The sequence below is a fragment of the Exiguobacterium sp. SL-9 genome (assembly GCF_004336985.1).
Lineage (GTDB): Bacteria > Bacillota > Bacilli > Exiguobacteriales > Exiguobacteriaceae > Exiguobacterium.
The window spans coordinates 655,265-677,140 of the sequence record NZ_SJUO01000001.1; the positions used below are offsets into that span (position 1 = coordinate 655,265).

The 21,876-nt window shown below is 53.3% G+C and carries 22 protein-coding genes; 2 read left to right on the forward strand and 20 right to left on the reverse strand.

Translation table 11 applies throughout. The features are described from left to right. Positions 1-54: 54 nt before the first annotated feature. The 16 genes from hemA to EVJ34_RS03455 all read right to left on the reverse strand — a co-directional run bounded on the left by hemA (position 55) and on the right by EVJ34_RS03455 (position 16,894). Entirely contained in the window at positions 55-1,398 is a 1,344-nt protein-coding gene (gene hemA / locus EVJ34_RS03380) for a glutamyl-tRNA reductase (RefSeq protein ID WP_131484693.1), read from the reverse strand. A 185-nt stretch (positions 1,399-1,583) separates the two neighbouring features. Then, complete coding sequence (locus EVJ34_RS03385) at positions 1,584-2,762, reverse strand: AI-2E family transporter (protein ID WP_131484694.1); 1,179 nt, start codon at positions 2,760-2,762, stop codon at positions 1,584-1,586. A 113-nt stretch (positions 2,763-2,875) separates the two neighbouring features. Beyond that, positions 2,876-3,472, reverse strand: coding sequence for a ribosome biogenesis GTP-binding protein YihA/YsxC (gene yihA, locus EVJ34_RS03390; RefSeq protein WP_131433476.1), 597 nt, complete (start codon positions 3,470-3,472; stop codon positions 2,876-2,878). Then, entirely contained in the window at positions 3,473-5,773 is a 2,301-nt protein-coding gene (gene lon / locus EVJ34_RS03395; RefSeq protein ID WP_131433474.1) for an endopeptidase La, read from the reverse strand. A 70-nt stretch (positions 5,774-5,843) separates the two neighbouring features. Continuing rightward, positions 5,844-7,112, reverse strand: a complete 1,269-nt coding sequence (gene clpX / locus EVJ34_RS03400; RefSeq protein ID WP_131433472.1) for an ATP-dependent protease ATP-binding subunit ClpX — start codon at positions 7,110-7,112, stop codon at positions 5,844-5,846. A 210-nt stretch (positions 7,113-7,322) separates the two neighbouring features. Next, positions 7,323-8,615 carry a trigger factor gene (gene tig, locus EVJ34_RS03405; protein WP_131433470.1) on the reverse strand — a complete coding sequence of 431 codons (1,293 nt, stop codon included), beginning with the start codon at positions 8,613-8,615 and terminating at the stop codon, positions 7,323-7,325. An 88-nt stretch (positions 8,616-8,703) separates the two neighbouring features. Then, positions 8,704-9,609: a hypothetical protein gene (locus EVJ34_RS03410; protein ID WP_131433468.1), complete on the reverse strand. Its 906-nt coding sequence runs from the start codon at positions 9,607-9,609 to the stop codon at positions 8,704-8,706. 541 nt (positions 9,610-10,150) lie between these two features. Beyond that, positions 10,151-10,663, reverse strand: coding sequence for a metallophosphoesterase family protein (locus tag EVJ34_RS03415; RefSeq protein ID WP_131484695.1), 513 nt, complete (start codon positions 10,661-10,663; stop codon positions 10,151-10,153). 5 nt (positions 10,664-10,668) lie between these two features. Beyond that, on the reverse strand, positions 10,669-11,259 hold the full coding sequence (locus EVJ34_RS03420) for an XTP/dITP diphosphatase (protein ID WP_131433464.1): 591 nt from the start codon (positions 11,257-11,259) through the stop codon (positions 10,669-10,671). Next, positions 11,256-12,005 (reverse strand): ribonuclease PH, encoded by a 750-nt coding sequence (rph, locus tag EVJ34_RS03425; RefSeq protein WP_131433462.1) that lies wholly within the window; start codon positions 12,003-12,005, stop codon positions 11,256-11,258. Before rph ends, EVJ34_RS03420 begins: the two co-directional genes overlap by 4 nt. After that, positions 11,998-12,804, reverse strand: a complete 807-nt coding sequence (gene racE / locus EVJ34_RS03430) for a glutamate racemase (RefSeq protein WP_131433460.1) — start codon at positions 12,802-12,804, stop codon at positions 11,998-12,000. The genes rph and racE overlap by 8 nt, the downstream gene beginning before the upstream one ends. A gap of 116 nt (positions 12,805-12,920) precedes the next feature. Then, positions 12,921-13,184 carry a phosphocarrier protein HPr gene (locus tag EVJ34_RS03435; RefSeq protein ID WP_024369826.1) on the reverse strand — a complete coding sequence of 88 codons (264 nt, stop codon included), beginning with the start codon at positions 13,182-13,184 and terminating at the stop codon, positions 12,921-12,923. 71 nt (positions 13,185-13,255) lie between these two features. Next, entirely contained in the window at positions 13,256-13,696 is a 441-nt protein-coding gene (locus tag EVJ34_RS03440; protein ID WP_131433457.1) for an acyl-CoA thioesterase, read from the reverse strand. A 9-nt stretch (positions 13,697-13,705) separates the two neighbouring features. Continuing rightward, positions 13,706-14,506 carry a succinate dehydrogenase iron-sulfur subunit gene (gene sdhB / locus EVJ34_RS03445; RefSeq protein ID WP_131433455.1) on the reverse strand — a complete coding sequence of 267 codons (801 nt, stop codon included), beginning with the start codon at positions 14,504-14,506 and terminating at the stop codon, positions 13,706-13,708. Then, on the reverse strand, positions 14,503-16,260 hold the full coding sequence (gene sdhA / locus EVJ34_RS03450; protein ID WP_131484696.1) for a succinate dehydrogenase flavoprotein subunit: 1,758 nt from the start codon (positions 16,258-16,260) through the stop codon (positions 14,503-14,505). Before sdhA ends, sdhB begins: the two co-directional genes overlap by 4 nt. A 16-nt stretch (positions 16,261-16,276) precedes the next feature. Continuing rightward, positions 16,277-16,894: a succinate dehydrogenase cytochrome b558 subunit gene (locus EVJ34_RS03455; protein WP_131433451.1), complete on the reverse strand. Its 618-nt coding sequence runs from the start codon at positions 16,892-16,894 to the stop codon at positions 16,277-16,279. Positions 16,895-17,117: 223 nt separating this feature from the next. Between EVJ34_RS03455 and EVJ34_RS03460 the strand changes: the two genes are divergently transcribed. Beyond that, positions 17,118-17,510, forward strand: coding sequence for a YslB family protein (locus tag EVJ34_RS03460; RefSeq protein WP_236634486.1), 393 nt, complete (start codon positions 17,118-17,120; stop codon positions 17,508-17,510). A gap of 40 nt (positions 17,511-17,550) precedes the next feature. On the opposite strand, the gene uvrC is transcribed toward EVJ34_RS03460, so the two are convergent. Next, positions 17,551-19,335 carry an excinuclease ABC subunit UvrC gene (gene uvrC / locus EVJ34_RS03465; RefSeq protein ID WP_131433447.1) on the reverse strand — a complete coding sequence of 595 codons (1,785 nt, stop codon included), beginning with the start codon at positions 19,333-19,335 and terminating at the stop codon, positions 17,551-17,553. A 71-nt stretch (positions 19,336-19,406) separates the two neighbouring features. Between uvrC and EVJ34_RS03470 the strand changes: the two genes are divergently transcribed. After that, positions 19,407-20,720 carry a dihydrolipoyl dehydrogenase family protein gene (locus EVJ34_RS03470; RefSeq protein WP_131484697.1) on the forward strand — a complete coding sequence of 438 codons (1,314 nt, stop codon included), beginning with the start codon at positions 19,407-19,409 and terminating at the stop codon, positions 20,718-20,720. Between the two features lie 43 nt (positions 20,721-20,763). On the opposite strand, the gene mnhG is transcribed toward EVJ34_RS03470, so the two are convergent. Genes mnhG through EVJ34_RS03485 form a run of 3 tightly spaced genes read right to left on the reverse strand, consistent with a single transcriptional unit; the run spans position 20,764 to position 21,870 of the window. Further along, complete coding sequence (gene mnhG, locus EVJ34_RS03475) at positions 20,764-21,123, reverse strand: monovalent cation/H(+) antiporter subunit G (RefSeq protein ID WP_131433443.1); 360 nt, start codon at positions 21,121-21,123, stop codon at positions 20,764-20,766. Beyond that, positions 21,101-21,391, reverse strand: coding sequence for a Na(+)/H(+) antiporter subunit F1 (locus tag EVJ34_RS03480; protein WP_021066828.1), 291 nt, complete (start codon positions 21,389-21,391; stop codon positions 21,101-21,103). The genes mnhG and EVJ34_RS03480 overlap by 23 nt, the downstream gene beginning before the upstream one ends. Continuing rightward, positions 21,391-21,870 carry a Na+/H+ antiporter subunit E gene (locus tag EVJ34_RS03485; protein ID WP_131433439.1) on the reverse strand — a complete coding sequence of 160 codons (480 nt, stop codon included), beginning with the start codon at positions 21,868-21,870 and terminating at the stop codon, positions 21,391-21,393. Before EVJ34_RS03485 ends, EVJ34_RS03480 begins: the two co-directional genes overlap by 1 nt. Positions 21,871-21,876: the final 6 nt, after the last annotated feature.

A 21,876-nucleotide genomic window follows, 5' to 3' on the forward strand; every position in this document is an offset into this window, starting at 1 on the left:
CATATCCCCTTCATAGAAAAAGGCGACGAGATCCGCCGCCTTTTTTGTTTTGTATTAGCGCATCAAGGCGCGGAGTGGTGCTTTCGCTGACATCGCTTCCGCTTCTTCCATCTCCGGTTCGGCGTCTGGGACGTCGACATCAAGGCCGAACGTCTCGACGAACTGGTTGATGCGTGTGTTCGCATCCGGTTGTGCGGCGGCGTCTTTGATGTAGTCGATCGGTTCACGAAGCATCTGGTTGATGATCGACTTCATATGTTTGCCGATGACTTTCTTGTCGCGGTCCGACAGATGGTCGAGCTTGCGTTCGAGGCTTTCCATCGTCTCTTCTTGAACAGTGAGGGCGCGGGAGCGCAACTCATTCATGATCGGGACGACACCAAGCGTGATGAGCCATGTTTGAAACTCTTGGATCGCCTCATCGATTTTAATTTCAATCTTTTCGGCTTCGACGAGACGGGCCGCCAAGTTTTTGTTGACGATACCGTTCAAGTCATCCACATCGAACAAGTGGACGCCCGGAAGCGCCCGGACCGCTGGATCGATATCTCGCGGCACGGCAATGTCAATTAACAAAAGTGGACGTTCCCGGCGGAGCAATTGCGCCGCGGCGACGTCATCATAGGCGATGACTGCGTCTTTGGCACCGGTCGAGCTGATCAAAATATCGGCGTCGAGTAAGCCGCAGGCGATCTCACGAATCGAATGGGCCCGCCCTTCGAACTTATCGGCAACTGCTTTCGCTTTGCTCTCGGTCCGGTTGAAGACGGCAATCTGTTTCGCACCGGCCTCGAACAAGTTGAGCGTTGTCAACTCGCCTGTCTCACCGGCACCGACGACGACGACTTGTTTGTCGTCGAGCGACGCGTACATCTCTTGGGCGAGCGCGACCGCCGCCGAGCTGACCGATACCGACATTTCCCCAATTTGTGTGTCGGTATGGGCGCGTTTGGCGAGCGTCACGGCCTCTTTGAACAGTTTGTTGAACACCGTTCCCGTCGTCCCGTTCTCTTGGGCGCGGAAGAAGCTCGATTTCACTTGACCTAAAATCTGTGTTTCCCCAATAATCATCGAATCGAGTCCAGACGTGACACGGAACAAGTGGCGAATCGCCTCTTCTCCTTCACGAATCGACAAATACGGTGTGAATTGGTCCATCTCTAAATCGAACCAGTTCGCTAAAAAGCGTTTAGTATAATAACGTCCGGTGTGGAGCTGGTCTGTGACGACGTATAGCTCCGTCCGGTTACAAGTCGACAAAATAACCGATTCAAATATGCTCTTCTCTTCGCGAAGCGCAATCATCGCGTCCACGATTTCTTGCTCCCCAAACGAGAACTGCTCCCGAATCGCGACAGGGGCTGTCTTGTTATTTAGTCCAACGACGACAATATGCATGTACCTCTTCCCCTCATCCAAAATCCACCGACGGTTGTCTCTTCTTTTTCACATCTCTACCGTACATTATAACAATTTTTATTTAGGAACTATAATCTTCTGTTCGATTTTTGTGAAATAATTTAAGAACTTTTTGTGACAAAAAAAAGTAGAAACGGACATGAAGACCATTTCTACTTGATTCCTCATTTTAAAGAGGATGGATCGGTAATGATTTGACTCTCTGGTTTCTCATCTTCCTCTTCCGCTTCAAGGTAATGCTTTCGTTCCCTCAGCTTGTAAATCCGGACGATGTTTTGAACGACGACTTTTGCCACCGCATAGAACGGAACGGCGATCAGCATCCCGATAATCCCGGCCAAGTTTCCGGCGACGAGCAAGACGATGATGATCGTCAGCGGGTGTACCTTGAGCGACTTGCCTTGGATGAGCGGCGAGATGACGTTCGATTCGATCTGTTGGACGATGATGATGACGACGATGACCCAGAGCACTTTAATCGGGTCTTGGATGAAGGCGACGACGACAGCCGGTGCCGCACCGAGGAACGGTCCGACGTACGGGATGATGTTCGTCACCATCATGAAGAGCGCGAGCAAGATGGCGTAGTCGAGTCCGATAATCCATAATCCGATGAGCGACGTGATCCCGACGAAGAACGCCACGATCAACTGGGCATGGACGTAGTTTTTAACCGTCGTATGCATGTCATGCAGGATGTTACGCGTCTCCTTCTCATAGCTCGACGGCAACAGCTTGACGATTGAGTCCGGAAGACGTTTTCCATCGAGAAGCATGTATAGAAGCATGAACGGAATGACGACAATCGTGATGACGGCCGACGTGATGAAGCCGACGAATTGGCCGAGAGATGAGGCGATGTTCCCGAAGATGTCACCAAGGTACGTCGTGACGTTGTTCGTGAAGTCGGTGAACATATCATCATTCTCGGCGATGAAGCGTGATAAGAACTCGTTTTGCATGAGTGAGTCACGGACGGCGAATGCCTGTACTTGCAACTCTTTGGCGATACTCGGCATCGCATTGACGAGCGATGTGACCTGCTCCCCGAGCACCGGTCCGAGGATGCTGAAGACGAGCGTAAAGATGAGCACGAGCCCCCCGAGCGTGATGCCGACGGCGAGCGGACGTTTACCTTCCATCCGTTTCTCTAAGAAGTCGACGATCCCGACTAAGAAATAATAGAAAAGTCCAGCAATGATGAGCGGTACCGTGACGAGCGCCAAAATAACTTGAATCGGTTCGAACACGAAAGAAATTTCCGTCCCGACCCAGATGACCAAGAAAATCGTCAGCGTCCAAAATAAGAAGCGGTACCATTTGTTTTGAAACATGATTTGCATCTTTCCACCTCGTTCTGTATTCTCTTGTCTTATGTAATTAGGACAATTATACGATACTTACCCGCTCGCGTAACCCTGAAAACAAAAAAGACGAGGGGATTCCTCGTCTTCGATCAATCCTCTTCGCGTGTCAGTAAATCGTAAATCGCTTTCCACGCCTCGTCTTTCCCTTCGGCCGTCTCCGCCGAGAACGCGACGAATCGGTCCGTCGATTCAAACTGAAGCTTCCGCTTGACGGCCGCCTCATGTTTTTGACGCTGCGCTTTCTTGATTTTATCGAGCTTCGTCGCCACGACGATGACCGGGATCTCGTAATGCTTCAAGAAGTTGTACATCGTCACGTCATCGCCTGATGGCTCATGACGGATATCGACTAACAGGACGACGCCGCGAAGCGCGCTCTGTGACGTCAAATATTGCTCCATCATGACGCCCCACTTCTCCCGCTCCGTCTTCGAGACTTTCGCGTAACCGTAGCCCGGGACGTCGACGAACATGATCTCATCGTTGATGTTGAAGAAGTTCAGCGTCTGCGTCTTCCCTGGTTTTGAAGACGTCCGCGCAAGTGCTTTGCGCTGACAAATCTTGTTGATGAACGATGACTTCCCGACGTTCGAACGTCCGGCGAGTGCGACTTCCGGCAACTCGTGAATCGGGTAATGGTCCGGTGCGACGGCACTCGTGACAAATTCTGCTTTAGTGATTTTCATTTAATTTCCTCCAAATGCTACTTCTAATACTTGATCGAGCGTCGTGACCGGGACGAACGTCAGTTTCTCACGGACGGTGTCTTGAATGTCATCGATGTCCCGCTCATTGTCTTTCGGAATGACGATCGTCGTCAAGCCAGCCCGGTGTGCGGCGAGCGCTTTCTCTTTCAATCCACCGATTGGCAGGACACGGCCACGGAGGGTGATCTCTCCGGTCATGCCGATGTCACGGCGGACTTTCTTCCCGGTCAAGGCCGAGATGAGCGCCGTCGCGATGGTGATCCCGGCCGATGGACCGTCTTTCGGGACGGCACCTTCCGGGACGTGGATATGCACGTCTTGACGCTCGTAGAACGTCGGGTCAATCCCGAACCGTTCCGCGTTTGAACGGACGTAGCTGTACGCCGTCTGCGCCGATTCTTGCATGACGTCACCGAGTTTCCCCGTCAACTGCAACTTGCCCTTGCCTGGCGCGAGCGCGACTTCAATCGTGAGCGTGTCGCCTCCGAACGCCGTATAGGCGAGTCCAGTGACGGCTCCGATTGAATCTTCCGTCTCACCCTTCCCGTAGCGGTACTTCGGTTTCCCGAGGTAATCGCCGAGGCTCTTCAACGAGACGGTGACGCGCTTCTTCTCGCCAATCGCAATTTGTTTCGCCGCTTTCCGGCAAAGCGAACCGATGACCCGTTCCAAGTTCCGGACGCCGGCCTCGCGCGTATAACGGCGGACGACCTCATACAGTGCGTCCTCTTTGATCGTAAGCTGGCTCTTCTTCAAGCCGTGCTCTTTATATTGCTTCGGTACCAAGTGGCGCTTGGCGATCTCGACTTTCTCAAGTTCCGTGTAGCCGCCAATCTGGATGAGTTCCATCCGGTCGAGGAGCGGTGCCGGAATTTGCGAGACATCGTTCGCCGTCGCGATGAAGAGCACGTTCGACAAGTCAAACGGTTCTTCGATGTAGTGGTCCGAGAACGAGACGTTCTGTTCCGGGTCGAGCACTTCGAGCATGGCCGACGCCGGGTCGCCCCGGAAGTCTGACGCCATCTTATCGATCTCATCGAGCAAGAACACCGGGTTTTTGCTTTCAGCCTGTTTCAAGCCACGGATCACGCGGCCTGGCATCGCCCCGATGTACGTGCGGCGGTGACCCCGAATCTCGGCCTCATCACGTACCCCGCCGAGGGAGACACGGACGAAGTGACGTTCGAGCGCCGACGCGATCGACCGAGCGAGCGACGTCTTCCCGACCCCTGGAGGTCCGGCGAGACAAAGAATCGGACCACGTAGCGAGTTCGTCAACTGACGGACCGCCAAGTACTCGAGGATTCGGTCTTTCACCGACTCGAGCCCGTAATGGTCGTCATCCAACACGTCGGCCGCATGTTTGACGTCGAGTTTATCTTCCGTCTCGATGCCCCATGGGAGCGAGGCGATCCAGTCGAGGTAGTTGCGGATGACCGCATATTCGGGTGACGTCGCCGGGACGACATTCAACCGCTCGGCTTCACGCATGACGTTCTTCCGTGTCGTCTCCGGCAAATCGAGCGCCTCGAGTTTCTCACGGAGACGGTTCGGCTCAGACTCTTGCGACTGGTCGCCGAGCTCTTGCTGAATCGTCTTCATCTGTTCACGCAAATAATATTCTTTCTGCGCTTGCTCGATCGTCTTCTTCGTCCGTTCGCGCAACTCTTGCTCGAGCTCGATGATTTCGACTTCATGCGTCATGATCTCAAGCAGCTCCAAGCCACGTTTGACCGCATCTGCTTCTTCGAGCATCGCTTGGCGGATGTCGACATCGACGTCGAGTTTGGAAGCGATATAATCGGTCAATGACTCGAGCCGTTCATACATCTCAAAACGGCGCCGTTCGTCCGGTGACAACCCTTTGATCGTCCCGACGAGCTTACCGAACTGTTCTTTCAACAGGCGCACGAGTGCCGTCCGTTCAACTTCTTCTCCTTCAACGACTTCGATCGTGTCGACGTCAGCGAACCAGCCTTCTTTCGTCTCTTCAATCGAGTTGATTTTGACGCGCTCTTTTCCGACAAGACGCACGCGGACCGTCTCATTCGACAACTCGCTCATCTTGGCGATATGGACGCGCGTCCCGATCGCATACAAGTCTTCTGGGTCAGGTGATTCTTTGCCTGTCTCTTTTTGGGTCACGACAATCAAATCTGTCTCGTGTTCCTTTGCGGCAAGGAGTGCCCGCAGCGAAAGCGGACGCCCCACGTCGATCGTCACGCCGATGAGCGGATACACGACGACTCCACGCAAAGGAAGAATTGGTAACTGTTCCATTACAACGCCTCCTGTGCAAAAAGGCCCAAAACTCGGATGTGCCGAGTGTTTGAGCCTTTTTCGTTAAAAATTATGCTGTCTCTTTATTGTCGCCTGTCTGTTCGACAGTGCCATCGCGAAGCACGTATTTCGGACCGGCAAGACCCGTAATCGTTTCATCCGTGATGATGACTTTCTCGATATCGTCGCGCGATGGGACAGTGAACATCACATCGAGCATCATTTCTTCGATAATCGAGCGGAGACCGCGTGCGCCTGTCTTACGTTTGATCGCAAGCTTGGCGATTTCAACCAACGCCTCGTCTGTGAACGTGAGTTCGACATCGTCGAGTTCGAGCATTTTCTCGTACTGACGAACGAGGGCGTTCTTCGGCTTCGTCAAGATCTCGACGAGTGCTTCCTCGTCAAGTGTCGTGAGCGTCGCCATGACCGGGAGACGACCGATGAATTCAGGAATCAATCCGAATTTCTGAAGGTCTTCCGGAAGGGCGCGGGCGAGCAAGTCTTCTTGCGTCAACTCGCGGTTTTCTTGGTCGTTCCCAAATCCGATGACTTTCTTCCCAATCCGGCGTTTGACGACCGATTCGATGCCAGCGAATGCGCCGCCGACGATGAAGAGAATGTTCGTCGTATCGATTTGGATGAACTCTTGATGCGGATGCTTCCGTCCACCTTGCGGCGGTACGCTCGCGACCGTACCTTCAAGGATTTTGAGAAGGGCTTGCTGGACACCTTCACCTGACACGTCACGCGTGATCGATGGGTTTTCCGACTTACGGGCAATCTTATCGATTTCATCGATATAGATGATCCCTTTTTCAGCCTTCTCGACATCGTAGTCTGCTGACTGGATCAGCTTGAGCAAGATGTTCTCGACGTCTTCCCCGACGTAACCGGCTTCCGTCAAGCTCGTCGCGTCCGCGATTGCGAACGGGACGTTCAAGACGCGAGCCATCGTTTGAGCGAGAAGCGTCTTACCGCTACCAGTTGGTCCGATCATCACGATGTTCGACTTCGAAAGTTCGACATCATCAGAACGGCCACCGGCGTTAATGCGTTTATAGTGGTTGTAAACGGCTACCGAAAGCGCACGTTTCGCGCGGTCTTGACCGATGACGTACTCGTCTAGAGTGTTGCGGATCTCTTGTGGTTTTGGAATGTCTTTGAATTCGACTTCTTCTTCGACACCGAGCTCTTCCTCAACGATTTCATTGCAAAGTTCAATACATTCGTCACAAATGTATACGCCAGGACCGGCGACTAGTTTACGGACTTGTTCTTGCGATTTCCCGCAAAACGAGCATTTAAGTTGTCCCTTTTCCTCGTTAAATTTGAACATTCGGTACACCCCTTCTGAATGAAAATGGATGTAAGTGCGATAAATCGCCTATTTGTATTTTCAGGTGCAAAGCACTCTCGAAAAAACATTTACATCTCTGCGTTGCAATAATTGTAGCATGAACAAATCACTTCATCAAAGATAAACACATGCAAAGTGTCGTGACGCAAAAAAGGACGACTGCTGAGCAGCCGTCCTTCTGTCATCCGATTACTTCGCTTTCCCGTTTTCAACGAGAACGTCGATCGCTTTACGGAATTTGAGGTCACCTTTAAGTGTCTCGATTCCGCCTTGTGGCGCGAGCATCGTGCGGAGTTGATCCGGTGCGATGTTGTAAAGTTTAGACATTTCTTCGAGTTCTTTCTCAGCATCTTCGTCAGACACTTCGATCGCTTCTTTCTCAGCGATTGCTTTCAAGACGAGACGAGCTTTAACGCGCTCTTCAGCTTGCTCTTTCATCTCTTCGCGCATCGCTTCTTCAGAAGTACCAGTGAGTTCGAAGTACATGTTGAGGTCGATTCCTTGTGAAGAAACACGTGTGCCGAACTCTTGAACCATACGGTCTACTTCTTGGTCAACGAGTACTGCAGGTACGTCGATTGTTGCGTTAGCTGTTGCTTGCTCGACGAGTTGGTCGCGCATTGTGCCTTCCGCTTCTTGTTTCTTCGCAGTTTCTAAACGCTCACGGATTTTCGCTTTCAACTCGTCGAGTGATGAAACTGACTCGTCGATGTCTTTTGCGAACTCGTCGTCGAGCTCAGGAACTTGCTTCGCTTTGACTTCGTGAAGTTTGACTTTGAATGTCGCTGGTTTACCCGCCAAGTTGTCAGCGTGGTACTCTTCAGGGAATGTTACTTCAACGTCTTTTTCTTCGCCAGCCGTCAAGCCGACCATTTGCTCTTCGAATCCAGGGATGAATTGACCTGAACCGATTTCGAGCGTGTAGTTTTCAGCCGTGCCGCCTTCGAATTGCTCTCCGTCAGCGAAACCTGCGAAATCAAAGACAGCTGTATCGCCGTTTTCGATTGCGCCTTCTTTGACAGCAAGCTCTGCGCCTTGCTGTTGAAGCGCGTCAAGTTCAGCTGCAACTTCTTCGTCAGTGACTGTTGTTTCAACAGCTTCGTACTCGAGACCTTTGTATTCGCCAAGCTCAGCTTCTGGCTCAACAACGAACGTTACTTTGAACGTTACAGGTTGGCCTTTTTCGAGCGTGCCGTCTACATCGATGTTTTCGAGAGCGATTGGTTCGAAACCAGCTTCTTCGACCGCACCTTGAACTGTGTCACGGTAGAGGATATCGAGCGCATCTTGATAGAGTGCTTCTTCTCCGTACATTTTGTTGAACATTGGGCGTGGCAATTTCCCTTTACGGAAGCCAGGCACGTTCAAAGTTTTGACGACATCTTTGAATGCGGCGTCAACTGCTTTATCAAAAGCTTCTGCAGGTGCTTCGTACGTGAGTACGCCTTGGCTACCTGATGTTTTTTCCCATTTTGCTGTCATGCTAAGTCCCTCCAACAATTCGTTTATACGTACAAAAATGTACAACAATCCGTATTATAGCATAAATCCGACGACTGCACACAAGGATTTAGTCTAGAAACGCCTCGGTGAAACGCATGTCCGCCTCAAGAATTTCAGCAGCAAGGCCGTCTGTTTCTTCATGTTGTAAGATGGCCGTTTTCGCTTGAGCGATCGCTGTCTCCACCTCAGACGCCTCCCTTGGCGTGAACGGATAGTGCGTATACATGTAGTTCATGAGTAGCTGCGTCGCGATCTCGTCACCATATACGGCCCGCTGCAACCCGTTGACCATCGTCTCCCACGCTTCCGTGTGGATTTTCGCCTCGTCATGCGTCAATCGGTGACGCGTCCCGAGGTCGGTCCATTCGATGACCGGCAGCTCGTCGAACGCTTTTTGGAGCACAATCAACTTCATCAACTTCGGTCGTTCCGCGACGAGAAGCTCTCTCAAGACGTTGTCGAGGACGTCATCGATATTGAAGTGGACATGTTCGAGCGTCTCGATCTGTTCTCCGATCCCGCCTCGGTTTAGGATGCGCTTCACTTTGGCGATCGCGGCCGGGAACTCGGTCAATTTCAACACTTGGAGCACTTGATGCGCTTGCGTGTTGACGTGATCGGTCTTTTCTTGCCACTCGAGATACAGGTTGATCCAATGGGCCGCCTCGAACGGTTGGTCACGCATGATGAAGTACTGGGCGATTTGAAGCCCGCCGGCTGCAGGTTCTTCTGCTACCGTCATCTGTGTCGTGACGAGCTCTTCGAGTTTCTCGAGCGTCTCCGGTTCTTCCGGTCGTTCCATCAGACATTGGAATATTTCCATGAAAATAAATGGATCGCCGGGCACTGCCTCGTACCAATCCCATAGAATCGGTTCGACCCGTTGCCGCTCCCCGGACGTGTCAGCCTCTTGAATCATCTTCTGAAGCCGCGACCAGTTCCCTGGAAACGGATACGCTTGCTCTTTTGCCATCTCCCCACACCCTTTCCATTCATCTCCATCTTCCTTTAGGAATCGATTCGTTGTCAATCAATACCCCGAAAAACGAAAAAAGAGACAACCTCCGTGGAGGCTATCTCTATTTTAAATGGAAGTGTCCCAAGAGGGATTCGAACCCCCGACCGACGCCTTAGCTTACCACCATGGCTTTCGCCACCAACTCATGTTGTTTGTAGTCTGGACTATATCTTCACCATTTCAGGTGCGACACGTGTAGTCTCTACGGAACCTCACGAGCAAATTGCTCCTTCAACGGCTCTACCTCTAAAGAATGACCTTTAGTCCTTCGAACCATCTTGTCCCCGAAAGGAAATAAGTTTCCTCGGTATTACCATCAGCATCATCTGTTAAGGCTTCACCGATATAGTGTCGTCCACTCTATAGGTTTCTGTTTCCCTATAAAGGCTCCTATTTGTCTTGAAGGGCGTTGCTCTATCCAGCTGAGCTATTGGGACATTGACAAGAAAACTATAATAGAAAAATGGTTTGCTGTCAATTCCTTCTTTTCATTCCGTTAAAGCTTTCCGCTCACATCGAGATCTTCGACGGCCGAACCGTCCTCCGACCGATAAAAGCGGACGGTTGCCTGCCCGTTCTCAAGATCGATCAGCGCATACGTCTTGTCACTCCGTCCGCGCGGCATCCGAATCGAGCCCGGGTTCACGTAGAGCACCCCGCCCTCGATCACGGCTCCGGCGACATGCGAGTGGCCGAACAAGACGACGTTCGCCCCGATTTCTTCGGCCCGGTAACGCAATCGGTTCAAGTCGTACTTCACATCGTGGTGATGACCGTGAACGATCAGAATCGTCCCTTCAGCCGTCTCCTCGACCCGCTCGAGCGGAAGGTCACCACCAAAGTCGCAATTACCGCGTACCGTTCGATATGGGAGCAAGTGCTCGTCGACGAGCGCGAGCTGGGAATCCCCACAATGAAACGCGTCGTCGATGTCTTGTTCGTGCCGATTGAAGATGATCGATAGTTCTTCTGTCAATCCGTGACTGTCACTGACTACGAGAAAACGCATACAGGTCACCCCTCCATAAACGGAATAATTTCTGCCTCTAACTTTCGTAATGCTTGGCCGCGGTGACTGACCGCCGCCTTTTCGTCGCGCTCAAGTTCTGCTGCTGTTTTGTGAAGTGACGGAACGATGAAGAGCGGGTCGTAACCGAAACCGTTCTCCCCGTGCGGCGCGTAGCCGATTGTCCCTTCGATTGTGCCGCGAACCGTCAACGTCTCTCCTGATGGTTTGGCGAGACAGAGGGCACAAACGAAACGGGCCGTCCGATCTGTAGCTCCGTTCAACTTCTCGAGAAGAAGCGCGTTGTTCGCCTCGTCCGACTTCTCCGGTCCGGCGAAACGGGCCGAATAGACACCAGGTGCCCCGTCGAGCGCATCGACTTCGAGCCCTGAATCATCGGCGAGGACGGCGTGGCCGAAATAGCGAGCCGCCTCCGTCGCCTTCAGCTCGGCGTTCGCTTCGAACGTCGTGCCCGTCTCGTCCGTCTCAGGTGCGTCCGGATAATCTAACAGTGATTCGACGTCAAAACCGAGCGGTGTGAGCATCCCTTCGATTTCTGCGACTTTTCCTTTGTTGCGTGTTGCGACAATGAGTTTCATGTTGTTTCCTCCAATTGTTCCCCGACATACCACCACGAGGCACCGAGCGCGTCTTCTGCTGCTTTGAACAGCGTCTCGATCCCGCTTTGGGCCATGTGGAGCATCTCGTTCATCTCGAGCAACGTGAACGTCGCTTCTTCCCCTGTCCCTTGCACTTCGACGAAGCGACCGCTCGCCGTCATGACGACGTTCATGTCGACCTCGGCCGCCGCATCTTCTTCGTAGTTCAAGTCGAGGAGCAGTTCGTCGGTCCGTCCGACCGAGATGGCGGCGATGCCCTCTTTGATCGGCGTGTCGTCGAGCTTACCTTGACGGATGAGCGCATCGACCGCGAGGACGAGGGCGCAGAAACCACCCGTGATGGAAGCCGTACGCGTCCCGCCATCGGCTTGGATGACATCACAGTCGATCCAAATCGTGCGCTCACCAAGACGTTCTAAGTCAACGACCGAGCGGAGCGCGCGCGAGATCAACCGTTGAATTTCCATCGTCCGGCCCGACTGTTTGCCGCGGACCGATTCGCGGACCGTACGGTTGCCGGTCGCGCGTGGAAGCATGGAATACTCGGCGTTGATCCAGCCTTGTTTCTTGCCGCGCAAGAAGTTCGGGACCCGTTCTTCGACGGTCGCCGTACAGATGACTTTCGTATCACCGATCGAGATGAGGACCGACCCTTCCGCATGTTTGTTCACATGGGGGACGATCTCGACGGGCCGGAGCTCGTCATGTTTTCGTTCGTTACGCATCGACACCGGACACCTCTACTTTCTCCGCTTTCACGGGCTGACCGAGCCATTCTGTCGCGAGACGGTCAAAGATGACGACATCCCCCGTCGCATAAAACTGATGCGCCGGGACCGTGTCGAGGTCGTTCTCAAGCTCTTTAAAGTCAAGGATGGCCGCCACTTCGAGCGCTGTCTCATCACCGGACGAGATCAAGTGGACGTCTGGTCCGACGACGTCTTGAATGACCGGCGCGAGTAGCGGATAGTGGGTGCACCCAAGGATGAGTGTGTCCATCTCGGACGACTGGAGCGGACGAATCGTCTCAGCGACGATGTCGCGGACACGTTCTCCGTCTAGTTCGCCGGCCTCGACGAGCGGAACGAACGGCGGACAGGCGAGCGAATACACATCGATTTCGCCGGCCACGTGCCGGAGTGCCGTCTCGTACGAGTTACTCTCGATCGTCATCTTCGTGCCGATGACGCCGATATGTTTATTGCGCGTCCCTTTGACGGCCGCCCGGGCTCCCGGGTCGATGACCCCGATGACCGGGATGTTGAGGCGTTTGCGCGCCTCTTTCAAGACGACCGCTGTCGCCGTGTTACAGGCGATGACGATCATCTTCACGTTTTTACTTAACAGGAACTCGATCAGTTCCCATGTATAGGCTTCAATCTCATCGTGCGGGCGCGGGCCGTACGGGCACCGTTCCGTGTCGCCGATATAGATGATTTCTTCTTTCGGTAGTTGGCGCATCAGTTCTTTGACCACCGTCAAGCCGCCAACTCCTGAATCGAGTACTCCAATCGCTCGTTTCATGATCATCACTTCCATTCCCATCTATCTTACCAAAAAAGCCGATTGTGAAAAAGAAACGGTCTCGTGACAAACAAAAAAGACGAGGTAGCCGATTGGCCGCCTCGTCCATTGCTCAATTACTGAGCAAGACCTTCGCTTGTGAGCATGTCAGAAAGCGTGTTAATCGCTTCTTCTGCATCGTCACCAGCTGCAGTGATTTTGATTGTAGAATCTTTTGCGATTCCGAGTGAAAGTACACCCATGATCGACTTGAGGTTTACTGTCTTACCGTTGTACTCAAGGTTAATATCTGATTGGAATTTAGAAGCTGTGTTTACCAACTGTGTAGCTGGACGAGCGTGAATTCCTGAATCTGCAACGACTGTGAACGTTTTTTCCATGACGTGATGGTCTCCCTTCAAATTTCAATTCTACAGGTGAACCCGCAGAATAATTGTTTGTGAACTCATTATCAAATGATAGCGGATTCGCAAAAATTCTGCAAGCGATTTTTATATTCTGGAGTCCATTCGATCGGACGCCCGGATTTCGACAAGTGTACGAGGCTCGTACGTCCCGCGAACATGAGTTGGTCTCCATCATATGCCCCGTAATGAATATCACATGAAGTGTTTCCGACCGTCAAGACATTGGCATACACCTTGATCGACTGGCGCGGCATCACTTGGCGAACATAGTCGCACTGGGCATCCGCCACGACGACGAACCCGTCTTGCAACGAAAATCCTGTCTCCTCTAGCAACTCAATTCGTGCATCTTCGAAATAGATGAACGGAATTGTGTTATTCATGTGACCGTACGGGTCGCACTCCGAGAATCGGACTTTGACATCTAGCGCGACCCCTGCTCTGACACGTGTTTCCCAATCGGCTTCCCGGAAGTACTTCGTCATCCGTAGCCCTTACGCCTCGACCGCAGAACCGGTGCGGCCTTTATCGCTACCGAAGAACGACTTGAACGAATGAAGCGTCGTCTGACGGTTCATCGCAGCGATCGACGTTGTGAGCGGGATGCCTTTCGGACAAACTTCGACACAGTTTTGTGCGTTTCCGCACTGCATGATGCCGCCGTCTTCCATGAGCGCTTCGAGACGGTCCTCCGCGTGGAAGGCGCCGGTCGGATGCGAGTTGAAGAGACGGACTTGCGAGATCGCGGCCGGTCCGATGAAGTTCGACTTGTCATTGACGTTCGGGCATGCCTCGAGACAGACACCGCACGTCATACATTTCGATAGTTCATACGCCCATTGACGTTTGTTCTCTGGCATCCGCGGTCCTGGTCCGAGGTCGTACGTCCCATCGATCGGAACCCATGCCTTCACTTTTTTCAGCGCGTCGAACATGCGCTGACGGTCGACTTGAAGGTCACGGACGACCGGGAACGTCTTCATCGGTGCAAGACGGATCGGCTGCTCGAGCTTATCGACGAGTGCCGTACACGATTGGCGCGGCTTGCCGTTGATGATCATCGAGCAGGCACCGCACACTTCTTCGAGACAGTTCATGTCCCAGTTGATCGGTGTCGTCTTGTCCCCGTTCGCATTGACCGGGTTCCGGCGGATTTCCATCAACGCCGAGATGACGTTCATGTTCGGACGGTAAGGAACGGTGAACTCTTCCGTATAAGCGGCTTGGTCCGGTCCGTCCTGGCGTTCAATGATAAAACGAATGTCTTTTTGCTCTGCTTGCATCGGCGTCGTCATTTCGTCTTCGCCCCTTTCTTCGAGTAATCCCGTTTACGTGGCGGGATTAACGAAACGTCGATTTCTTCGAACGAGATATCGACTTCCCCTTCGTTGTAACGTGCCATCGTCGTCTTCATGAAGCGCTCGTCATCACGTTCCGGGAAGTCCGGTTTGTAATGGGCACCACGGCTCTCGTCGCGTTTCAAAGCGCCAAGCGTGATGACACGCGCGAGGTCGAGCATGTGGTCGAGCTGTCGGATGAACGATGCCCCTTGGTTGCTCCAGCGGGCCGTATCGGTCGCGGAGATGTTGTTAAAGCGTTCACGAAGCTCACGGAGTTTAAGGTCCGTCGCCTCGAGCTTGTCGTTGTAACGAACGACCGTGACGTTATCGGTCATGAGTTCGCCGAGCTCACGGTGGATTTGGTAGGCGTTTTCCGTACCCTCCATCGCGAGGATGTCGTTGAACCGCTCGATTTCTTCACGTTCGTTGAAGTTGAAGAGCGCTTCTGGCACGCTCTCCGTCGCTTGGTCGAGACCGCGCATATAGTTGACCGCCGCAGGACCGGCTTCCATTCCGCCGTATACGGCAGACAAGAGCGAGTTCGCACCGAGACGGTTCGCACCATGCATCGAGTAATCGCATTCGCCGGCTGCGAATAGCCCTGGGATGTTCGTCATTTGATCATAGTCGACCCAGAGTCCGCCCATTGAATAGTGAACGGCCGGGAAGATTTTCATCGGAACTTTCCGTGGATCATCGCCGACGAACTTCTCGTAAATCTCAAGGATCCCGCCGAGCTTGATGTCGAGCTCTTTCGAATCTTTATGCGAAAGATCGAGGTAGACCATGTTCTCGCCGTTGACGCCGAGTTTCTGGTTGACACAGACGTCGAAAATTTCACGCGTCGCGATATCACGCGGCACGAGGTTTCCGTAAGCCGGATACTTCTCTTCAAGGAAGTACCATGGCTTGCCGTCTTTATACGTCCAGACACGTCCACCCTCTCCACGTGCCGACTCACTCATGAGACGAAGTTTGTCGTCCCCTGGGATTGCCGTCGGGTGAATTTGGATGAACTCGCCGTTCGCGTATACCGCACCTTGACGGTAGACCGCTCCAGCCGCTTGACCGGTATTGATGACCGAGTTCGTCGATTTACCGAAGATGACACCCGGGCCGCCTGTCGCGAGGATGACCGCATCCGATGGGAACGCTTTAATTTCCATCGAGCGTAAATCCTGACAGACCGCGCCACGGCAGATGCCTTCTTCGTCGATGATGGCCCGGAGGAACTCCCAGCCCTCATACTTCTCGACGAGACCTTGTGCCTCATAGCGACGGACCTGCTCGTCTAGCGCGTAGAGGAGCTGTTGTCCGGTCGTCGCGCCGGCATAAGCCGTGCGGTGATGGAGCGTGCCGCCGAAACGACGGAAGTCAAGGAGACCTTCAGGCGTCCGGTTGAACATGACACCCATCCGGTCGAACATGTGAATGATTTTCGGTGCCGCTTCCGCCATCTTTTGGACCGGCGGTTGGTTGGCGAGGAAGTCGCCCCCATAAACCGTGTCATCAAAGTGTTGCCAAGGAGAATCCCCTTCCCCTTTCGTGTTGACGGCACCGTTGATGCCGCCTTGTGCACAAACTGAATGTGAACGCTTGACCGGTACAAGCGAGAATAGTTTTACCGGAACACCCATCTCAGCCGACTTGATTGTCGCCATGAGTCCAGCCAGACCGCCACCGATGACGATCAAACTTTGATTTGCCATGAACTTTTCCCCCTAATTACAAGATGCCCGCGAACGTCAAGATTGAACGGATGCCGACAAAAGATAGTGCCAAGAAGACGGCGCCTGAGACATAGCTCATGAAGCGCTGTGAACGAGGCGACTGTGTGATGCCCCACGTGATGGCAAACGACCAAAGACCGTTCGCGAAGTGGAACGTAGCCGAGAGGATCCCGACTATGTAGAAGATGAGCATGAGCGGATTGTCGACGATGTTTTGCATCATCTCCGCGTTCACCTCGACGCCACGCAACTTCGCCAAGCGCGTTTCCCAAACGTGCCATGCGATGAAGATGACGAGGAAGACGCCCGTGAAGCGTTGGAGCATGTACATCCAGTTGCGGGCGTATGAGTAACGGTTCGTGTTAATCGAACCGAGAAACGCGTAATACACGCCATACACACCGTGGAAAATCATCGGCAAAGCGATGATGGTTACTTCAAGGAAGTACAAGTACGGTAAGCTCTCCATAAATTTTGCTGCCTTGTTGAACGATTCCACCCCATCGACGATATAGTAGTTGACCGACAAGTGAACGATCAAAAACAGGCCGATTGGAATGACCCCAAGTAGCGAATGGACTTTACGACTGAAGTAGTCACGACGCGTTGCCATTCTAGTTCCCCCTTTGTACGAGCCCTTGGCTCGTTTTGTAAATAAAAGCGTTTTCAAATGTAAATATAGCTTTCTGTCTCCTATTCTACTCTTGTGAATTTTGTATGACAAGACAACCCGACCGATTTGTGACACATTCTTTTGCAAAATACCCGGTGACCAAAAGGCGATTCGTCGTTATAATAGTATAGAGAGAATGGAGTGATGGAAGAAGATGGAAACGATGAGCCAACCCACTTTCGCGATCGAACTGCTTCGCGATTATGTGTTGACGGATTTGCTCGGGGACGACTACGCCCAAGTCATCTATTGGTCGGGCAAACGGGTCGCACGCAAGTTCCCGGTCATGACGAACGATGAACTGAGCGCCTTCTTTACCGAGGCAGGCTGGGGGCAATTGACGCTCTTGAAAGAAAAAGGAAATAAGTTCTTGTTCGAACTCATTCCCCCACCCGCGACCCAAGAAAAGGCAACCGGCTACTTCCAGCTTGAAGCTGGCTTTTTAGCCGAGCAGATTGCCGGTCGTTTCCAATGCGTCGCCGAGGGCTACGCCGATGTGGCGCGCAAGGCCGTCCAAATCACCGTCCAACTAGACCGAAAAGATACGTATGAATGACGAAGAGCCGATGCGATTGACCGCACCGGCTCTTCTTTTTTTACTCGTCCGTCTCTTCATGGACGTATTGGATCACGGTCTCCGCCAGTTTTTCAGGCAGGCCCGCTTCCTTCAACTGTTCGAGCGAGGCGAGCCGGATCTGTTTCATCGACCCGAAATGGCGGATCAACTGTTGACGCCGCTTCGGCCCGACGCCCGGGATATCGTCGAGCACCGACTTCGTCATCTTCTTCGTCCGCAAACTGCGGTGGAACGTGATGGCGAAGCGGTGGACCTCGTCTTGCATACGTTGGAGCAAATAGAACGCGCTCGAACGCGAGTTCAGTTCGATGACGCCGCCGCCTTCCCCGAACAAGAGCTGGCTCGTCCGGTGACGATCATCTTTCTTGAGCGAGCCGACCGGTACGTCGAGTCCGAACTCGTTTTGCAGGACGTCGAGGGCGGCATTCAACTGTCCAATCCCGCCATCGATCAACAGCAGGTCCGGCAGACGCTTCTCTTCTGTCAACAGGCGACGGAAACGACGCCGGACGACTTCGCGCATCGTCTCATAGTCATCCGGCCCTTGGACGGTCCGAATCTTATACTTGCGATACTCTTTTTTGAGCGGTTTGCCATCCTCGAAGACGACGAGCGCTGAGACGGCGTCAGCCCCTTGGATGTTGGCGTTATCGATGATGTCGACGCGTGACAAGTTCGGGATCCCGATCGCCTCACCGAGCTCACGCATGGCGAGGAGCGTCCGTTCTTCATCTCGGGCGAGCAACTCGAACTTCTCGTTCAAGGCGATGCTGGCGTTTTTCGTCGCCAGGTCGAGCAGCTGCCGCTTCGCGCCACGCTTCGGTTGCATCACTTTCGTCCCGATCGCCTCGTTCAACAGTTCGATGCGAACGATCTCAGGGACGAGCACTTCTTTCGGCAATACGTTCTGCTCGTAAAACTGAACGATGAAACTTTCGAGCTCCTCAGACGGTTCGCCATGGAGCGGAAACAGGGACACGTCGCGCTCAATCATCTTACCGCCCCGCATATAGAACACTTGAACGCACATCCAACCACGGTCGAGCGTATAGCCGAAGACGTCGCGTGCTGTCGGGTCGGCCGTGATCATATTTTGTTTGTTCATGATCGACTCGACGGCTCGGATTTGGTCACGGAGCTCGGCGGCGCGTTCGAACTGCATGTCTTCGGCCGCTCGTCCCATATCGACTTGGAGCTTGGCGAGCGTCTCACTCGTCTCCCCGTTCAGGAAGCGGCGAATCTCCTGGACGATGTCTTTTTGCTCGTCCGTGTCGACGGCGAGCTCGCACGGTCCGAGACACTGCCCGATATGGTAATACAGACAGAGCTTGCGCGGCATCGGTTGGCATTTCCGGAGCGGATACAGTTTATCAAGTAACCGTTTCGTCTCATTGGCGGCATAGGCGTTCGGATACGGACCGAAATAGAAGCCGCCGTCCCGCTTCAGCTTGCGTGTCGTGAGCAAACGTGGATAAGGCTCGTTCGTAATTTTGATGTACGGGTACGACTTGTCATCCTTCAAGCGGATGTTGTATTTCGGGTCATGCTTTTTGATGAGCGTCATCTCGAGAAGGAGCGCCTCGAGCTCGCTCGCCGTGACGATATATTCGAAGTCACGAATCTCGGCGACGAGCCGCATCGTCTTGATGTCATGCGCCCCGGTAAAATACGACCGGACCCGGTTCTTCAGATTTTTTGCTTTCCCGACGTAGATGATCTCGCCGTACTCGTTCTTATGCAAGTAACAGCCTGGTTCATCCGGGAGGAGCGCCAATTTATGTTTAATGTGGTCAGAATGACTCAAATTCAATCACCTCAGTTTAGGTTCCTTCCAGACGGGAAAAAGTTGATGAAGTCTCAGAGGGAGGTTTAGTTATGAAACGGTACGATGTCATCATCATCGGCAGCGGTTCGGCTGCGAGCCAAGCCGCTAACGTATTATGCGACGCCGGTAAACAAATTGCCATCGTCGAGAACCGGACGTTCGGCGGGACGTGTCCGCAACGCGGATGTGACCCGAAAAAGATGCTCGCGGAAGGTGCCGAGCTCATCGCCCGTGCGGAACGAATGCAACCGCTCGGGGTCCACGGCGAGCTCACACTCGATTGGCACGCCTTCAAGCGGCGCATCGACGAATATCGCTTCGCCGTCCCGACGACGAAAATGCATCATTGGAAAGAGCTCGACATCGACTTGTTCGAAGGCGAACCCCATTTCATCGATGAAGACTCGATTGTCATCGATGGACATGAAATCTCGGCGCATCAGTTTTTGGTCGCTTCTGGCCTCATTCCGCGTCCGCTCGACATTCCAGGTGGCGACGGGGCCATCACGAGCGACGACGTCTTCGACCTCGATGACTTGCCAAAACACGTCATCATCATCGGGGCTGGCTATATCGCGTTCGAGTTCGCCCATATCCTCCGCCGCTTCGGGTGCGAGGTGACCCTCCTCATCCGGTCGCGGGCATTGAAGCAATTCGATCGCAAAGTCGTCAAACGACTCGTCGATGAGACGAGCCGGATCGGCATCGATGTCCGTTACGGAATCGAGCCCGTCCGACTAGATGGGAACGTGCTGACGTTATCAGATGACTCTACCCTAGAAGGCGTCGTCCTTAACGCCACCGGGCGGATTCCGAGCATCGAACGACTCCGCTTGGACGCGGCCGGTGTCGAGTCCGATCATGGGGGCGTCCTCGTCAACGAGTACTTGCAGACGACGAACGCGAACGTCTATGCGGCCGGGGACGTCGCCAAGAGCCGCAACCCGGCCCTCACCCCGTTCTCTGGGCAGGAAGGACGCATCGCCGCGCTCAACCTGTTGCGGAACAACACCCGTCCTTTGCCTGAGCGTCCTGCTCCGACGGTCGTCTTCACGACACCACCGATCGCCAAAGTTGGGCTGACGGTCGATGAGGCGAAAGCGAGCGGCATCGACTTTGAGTGTAAGGACAATGACTTGTCCCACTTCCTGACGTATGAGCGGATTAACGACACCACCGCGTTCTCCCGCATCTTACTCAGCAAGGACGGGCACGTGCTCGGCGCCCACTTGATCGGACAGCACGCACCGGAACTGATTAACTTGTTCTCGTTCATTATACAAAACAATATCACCCATCAACACGTCAAACACTTAGAGTTCGCCTATCCGACGTCGGCCTCTGACGTGACGTATCTGATTTGACACAAAAAAAGGCTCTTCCAATTTGACTTGGAGGAGCCTTTCGTCATTCAATCCCTTTATCTTTATCTTCTCGAAGCGCGTCTTGGAGCGACTTCTTCCAAAGCGGGACACCTTGGGCGTGGGCTGCACGGGCGACCAAGTGACTGCCGACCGGTGCCGTCAACAAGACGAAGAACAGTCCGAGCAGGAGTCGTGCGTCAAAGATGCGCTGGTCGACCCAGACGTGCAGGAGCGCCGCGAATAGGACGAACATGACACCGAGCGTCGCACTCTTCGAAGCGGCATGGGCGCGGGAATAAATGTCCGGGAGCCGGATCAGACCGATGGCCGCGACGACGGTGAAGAATACACCGATGATCGTGAAGACACCGGTCAAGATGTCATAAATCATTGTTGCGGTCATGTTGGATGATCTCTCCCTTCTCGAGGAATTTCGAGAACGCTACCGTTCCGATAAAGGCTAAAATCCCGAGCAAGAGGATGACCTCGAAGAACATCGTCGTATCGAGCAAAATCGATAACAACGATACGACCGAGATCAAGCCGATGCCGATCGAGTCGAGCGCGATGACACGGTCTGCTGTCGTCGGCCCTTTGACGACCCGATACAGCATACCGAGCATGGCGAGCACGAGGATGGCGAGCGCCACGTAAATAATAATATCTAACATTAGCTGGTCGCCTCCTTAATATTCGACTCAAAGTTATCGTAAATGTCTCGTTTGAGCGACTCTTTATCCGGCATATGCAATGCGTGGATATAGAGCGTCTTGTTGTCGTCTGACACTTGAACGACAAGCGTACCCGGTGTCAGCGTGATGAGCATCGACAACCAACTCACTTTCCAACCGGCATCGAGTTCGGTGTGATACCGAAAGATGCCCGGTTGGATTTTAAGTTTCGGGCTCAAGACGAGCCGGAGCACTTCAATGTTGGCCACGACAAGCTCACGACAGAAAATCAAGAACAGTTTAAACAGTTTCAAGACGCGGGTGAAATAAAAATCCGTGTTCTTGAAGAAGCGGCGCATCATGAAGATGACGAGTAATCCGAGCAAGTAACCGATGATGAATCCGCTCGTCGTGAACGTACCCGTGAAGAACATCCAAATGAACGCCAGGAAAAAGTTGATGAGTAGTTGGTAAGCCATCTCTAA

Excerpts from the sequence above, each read along its gene's own strand:
- yihA (WP_131433476.1), bottom strand. The coding sequence starts at position 3,472 with ATGAAAATCACTAAAGCAGAATTTGTCACGAGTGCCGTCGCACCGGAC.
- EVJ34_RS03460 (WP_236634486.1), top strand. The coding sequence starts at position 17,118 with ATGAGCCAACCCACTTTCGCGATCGAACTGCTTCGCGATTATGTGTTG.
- EVJ34_RS03455 (WP_131433451.1), bottom strand. The coding sequence starts at position 16,894 with ATGGCAACGCGTCGTGACTACTTCAGTCGTAAAGTCCATTCGCTACTT.
- EVJ34_RS03410 (WP_131433468.1), bottom strand. The coding sequence starts at position 9,609 with ATGGCAAAAGAGCAAGCGTATCCGTTTCCAGGGAACTGGTCGCGGCTT.
- EVJ34_RS03415 (WP_131484695.1), bottom strand. The coding sequence starts at position 10,663 with ATGCGTTTTCTCGTAGTCAGTGACAGTCACGGATTGACAGAAGAACTA.
- sdhB (WP_131433455.1), bottom strand. The coding sequence starts at position 14,506 with ATGACGACGCCGATGCAAGCAGAGCAAAAAGACATTCGTTTTATCATT.
- EVJ34_RS03440 (WP_131433457.1), bottom strand. The coding sequence starts at position 13,696 with ATGACGAAGTACTTCCGGGAAGCCGATTGGGAAACACGTGTCAGAGCA.
- mnhG (WP_131433443.1), bottom strand. The coding sequence starts at position 21,123 with ATGACCGCAACAATGATTTATGACATCTTGACCGGTGTCTTCACGATC.
- lon (WP_131433474.1), bottom strand. The coding sequence starts at position 5,773 with ATGGAACAGTTACCAATTCTTCCTTTGCGTGGAGTCGTCGTGTATCCG.
- rph (WP_131433462.1), bottom strand. The coding sequence starts at position 12,005 with ATGCGTAACGAACGAAAACATGACGAGCTCCGGCCCGTCGAGATCGTC.
- EVJ34_RS03385 (WP_131484694.1), bottom strand. The coding sequence starts at position 2,762 with ATGCAAATCATGTTTCAAAACAAATGGTACCGCTTCTTATTTTGGACG.
- EVJ34_RS03420 (WP_131433464.1), bottom strand. The coding sequence starts at position 11,259 with ATGAAACTCATTGTCGCAACACGCAACAAAGGAAAAGTCGCAGAAATC.
- hemA (WP_131484693.1), bottom strand. The coding sequence starts at position 1,398 with ATGCATATTGTCGTCGTTGGACTAAATAACAAGACAGCCCCTGTCGCG.
- EVJ34_RS03470 (WP_131484697.1), top strand. The coding sequence starts at position 19,407 with ATGAAACGGTACGATGTCATCATCATCGGCAGCGGTTCGGCTGCGAGC.
- racE (WP_131433460.1), bottom strand. The coding sequence starts at position 12,804 with ATGAAACGAGCGATTGGAGTACTCGATTCAGGAGTTGGCGGCTTGACG.
- clpX (WP_131433472.1), bottom strand. The coding sequence starts at position 7,112 with ATGTTCAAATTTAACGAGGAAAAGGGACAACTTAAATGCTCGTTTTGC.
- EVJ34_RS03435 (WP_024369826.1), bottom strand. The coding sequence starts at position 13,184 with ATGGAAAAAACGTTCACAGTCGTTGCAGATTCAGGAATTCACGCTCGT.
- sdhA (WP_131484696.1), bottom strand. The coding sequence starts at position 16,260 with ATGGCAAATCAAAGTTTGATCGTCATCGGTGGCGGTCTGGCTGGACTC.
- EVJ34_RS03480 (WP_021066828.1), bottom strand. The coding sequence starts at position 21,391 with ATGTTAGATATTATTATTTACGTGGCGCTCGCCATCCTCGTGCTCGCC.
- EVJ34_RS03485 (WP_131433439.1), bottom strand. The coding sequence starts at position 21,870 with ATGGCTTACCAACTACTCATCAACTTTTTCCTGGCGTTCATTTGGATG.
- tig (WP_131433470.1), bottom strand. The coding sequence starts at position 8,615 with ATGACAGCAAAATGGGAAAAAACATCAGGTAGCCAAGGCGTACTCACG.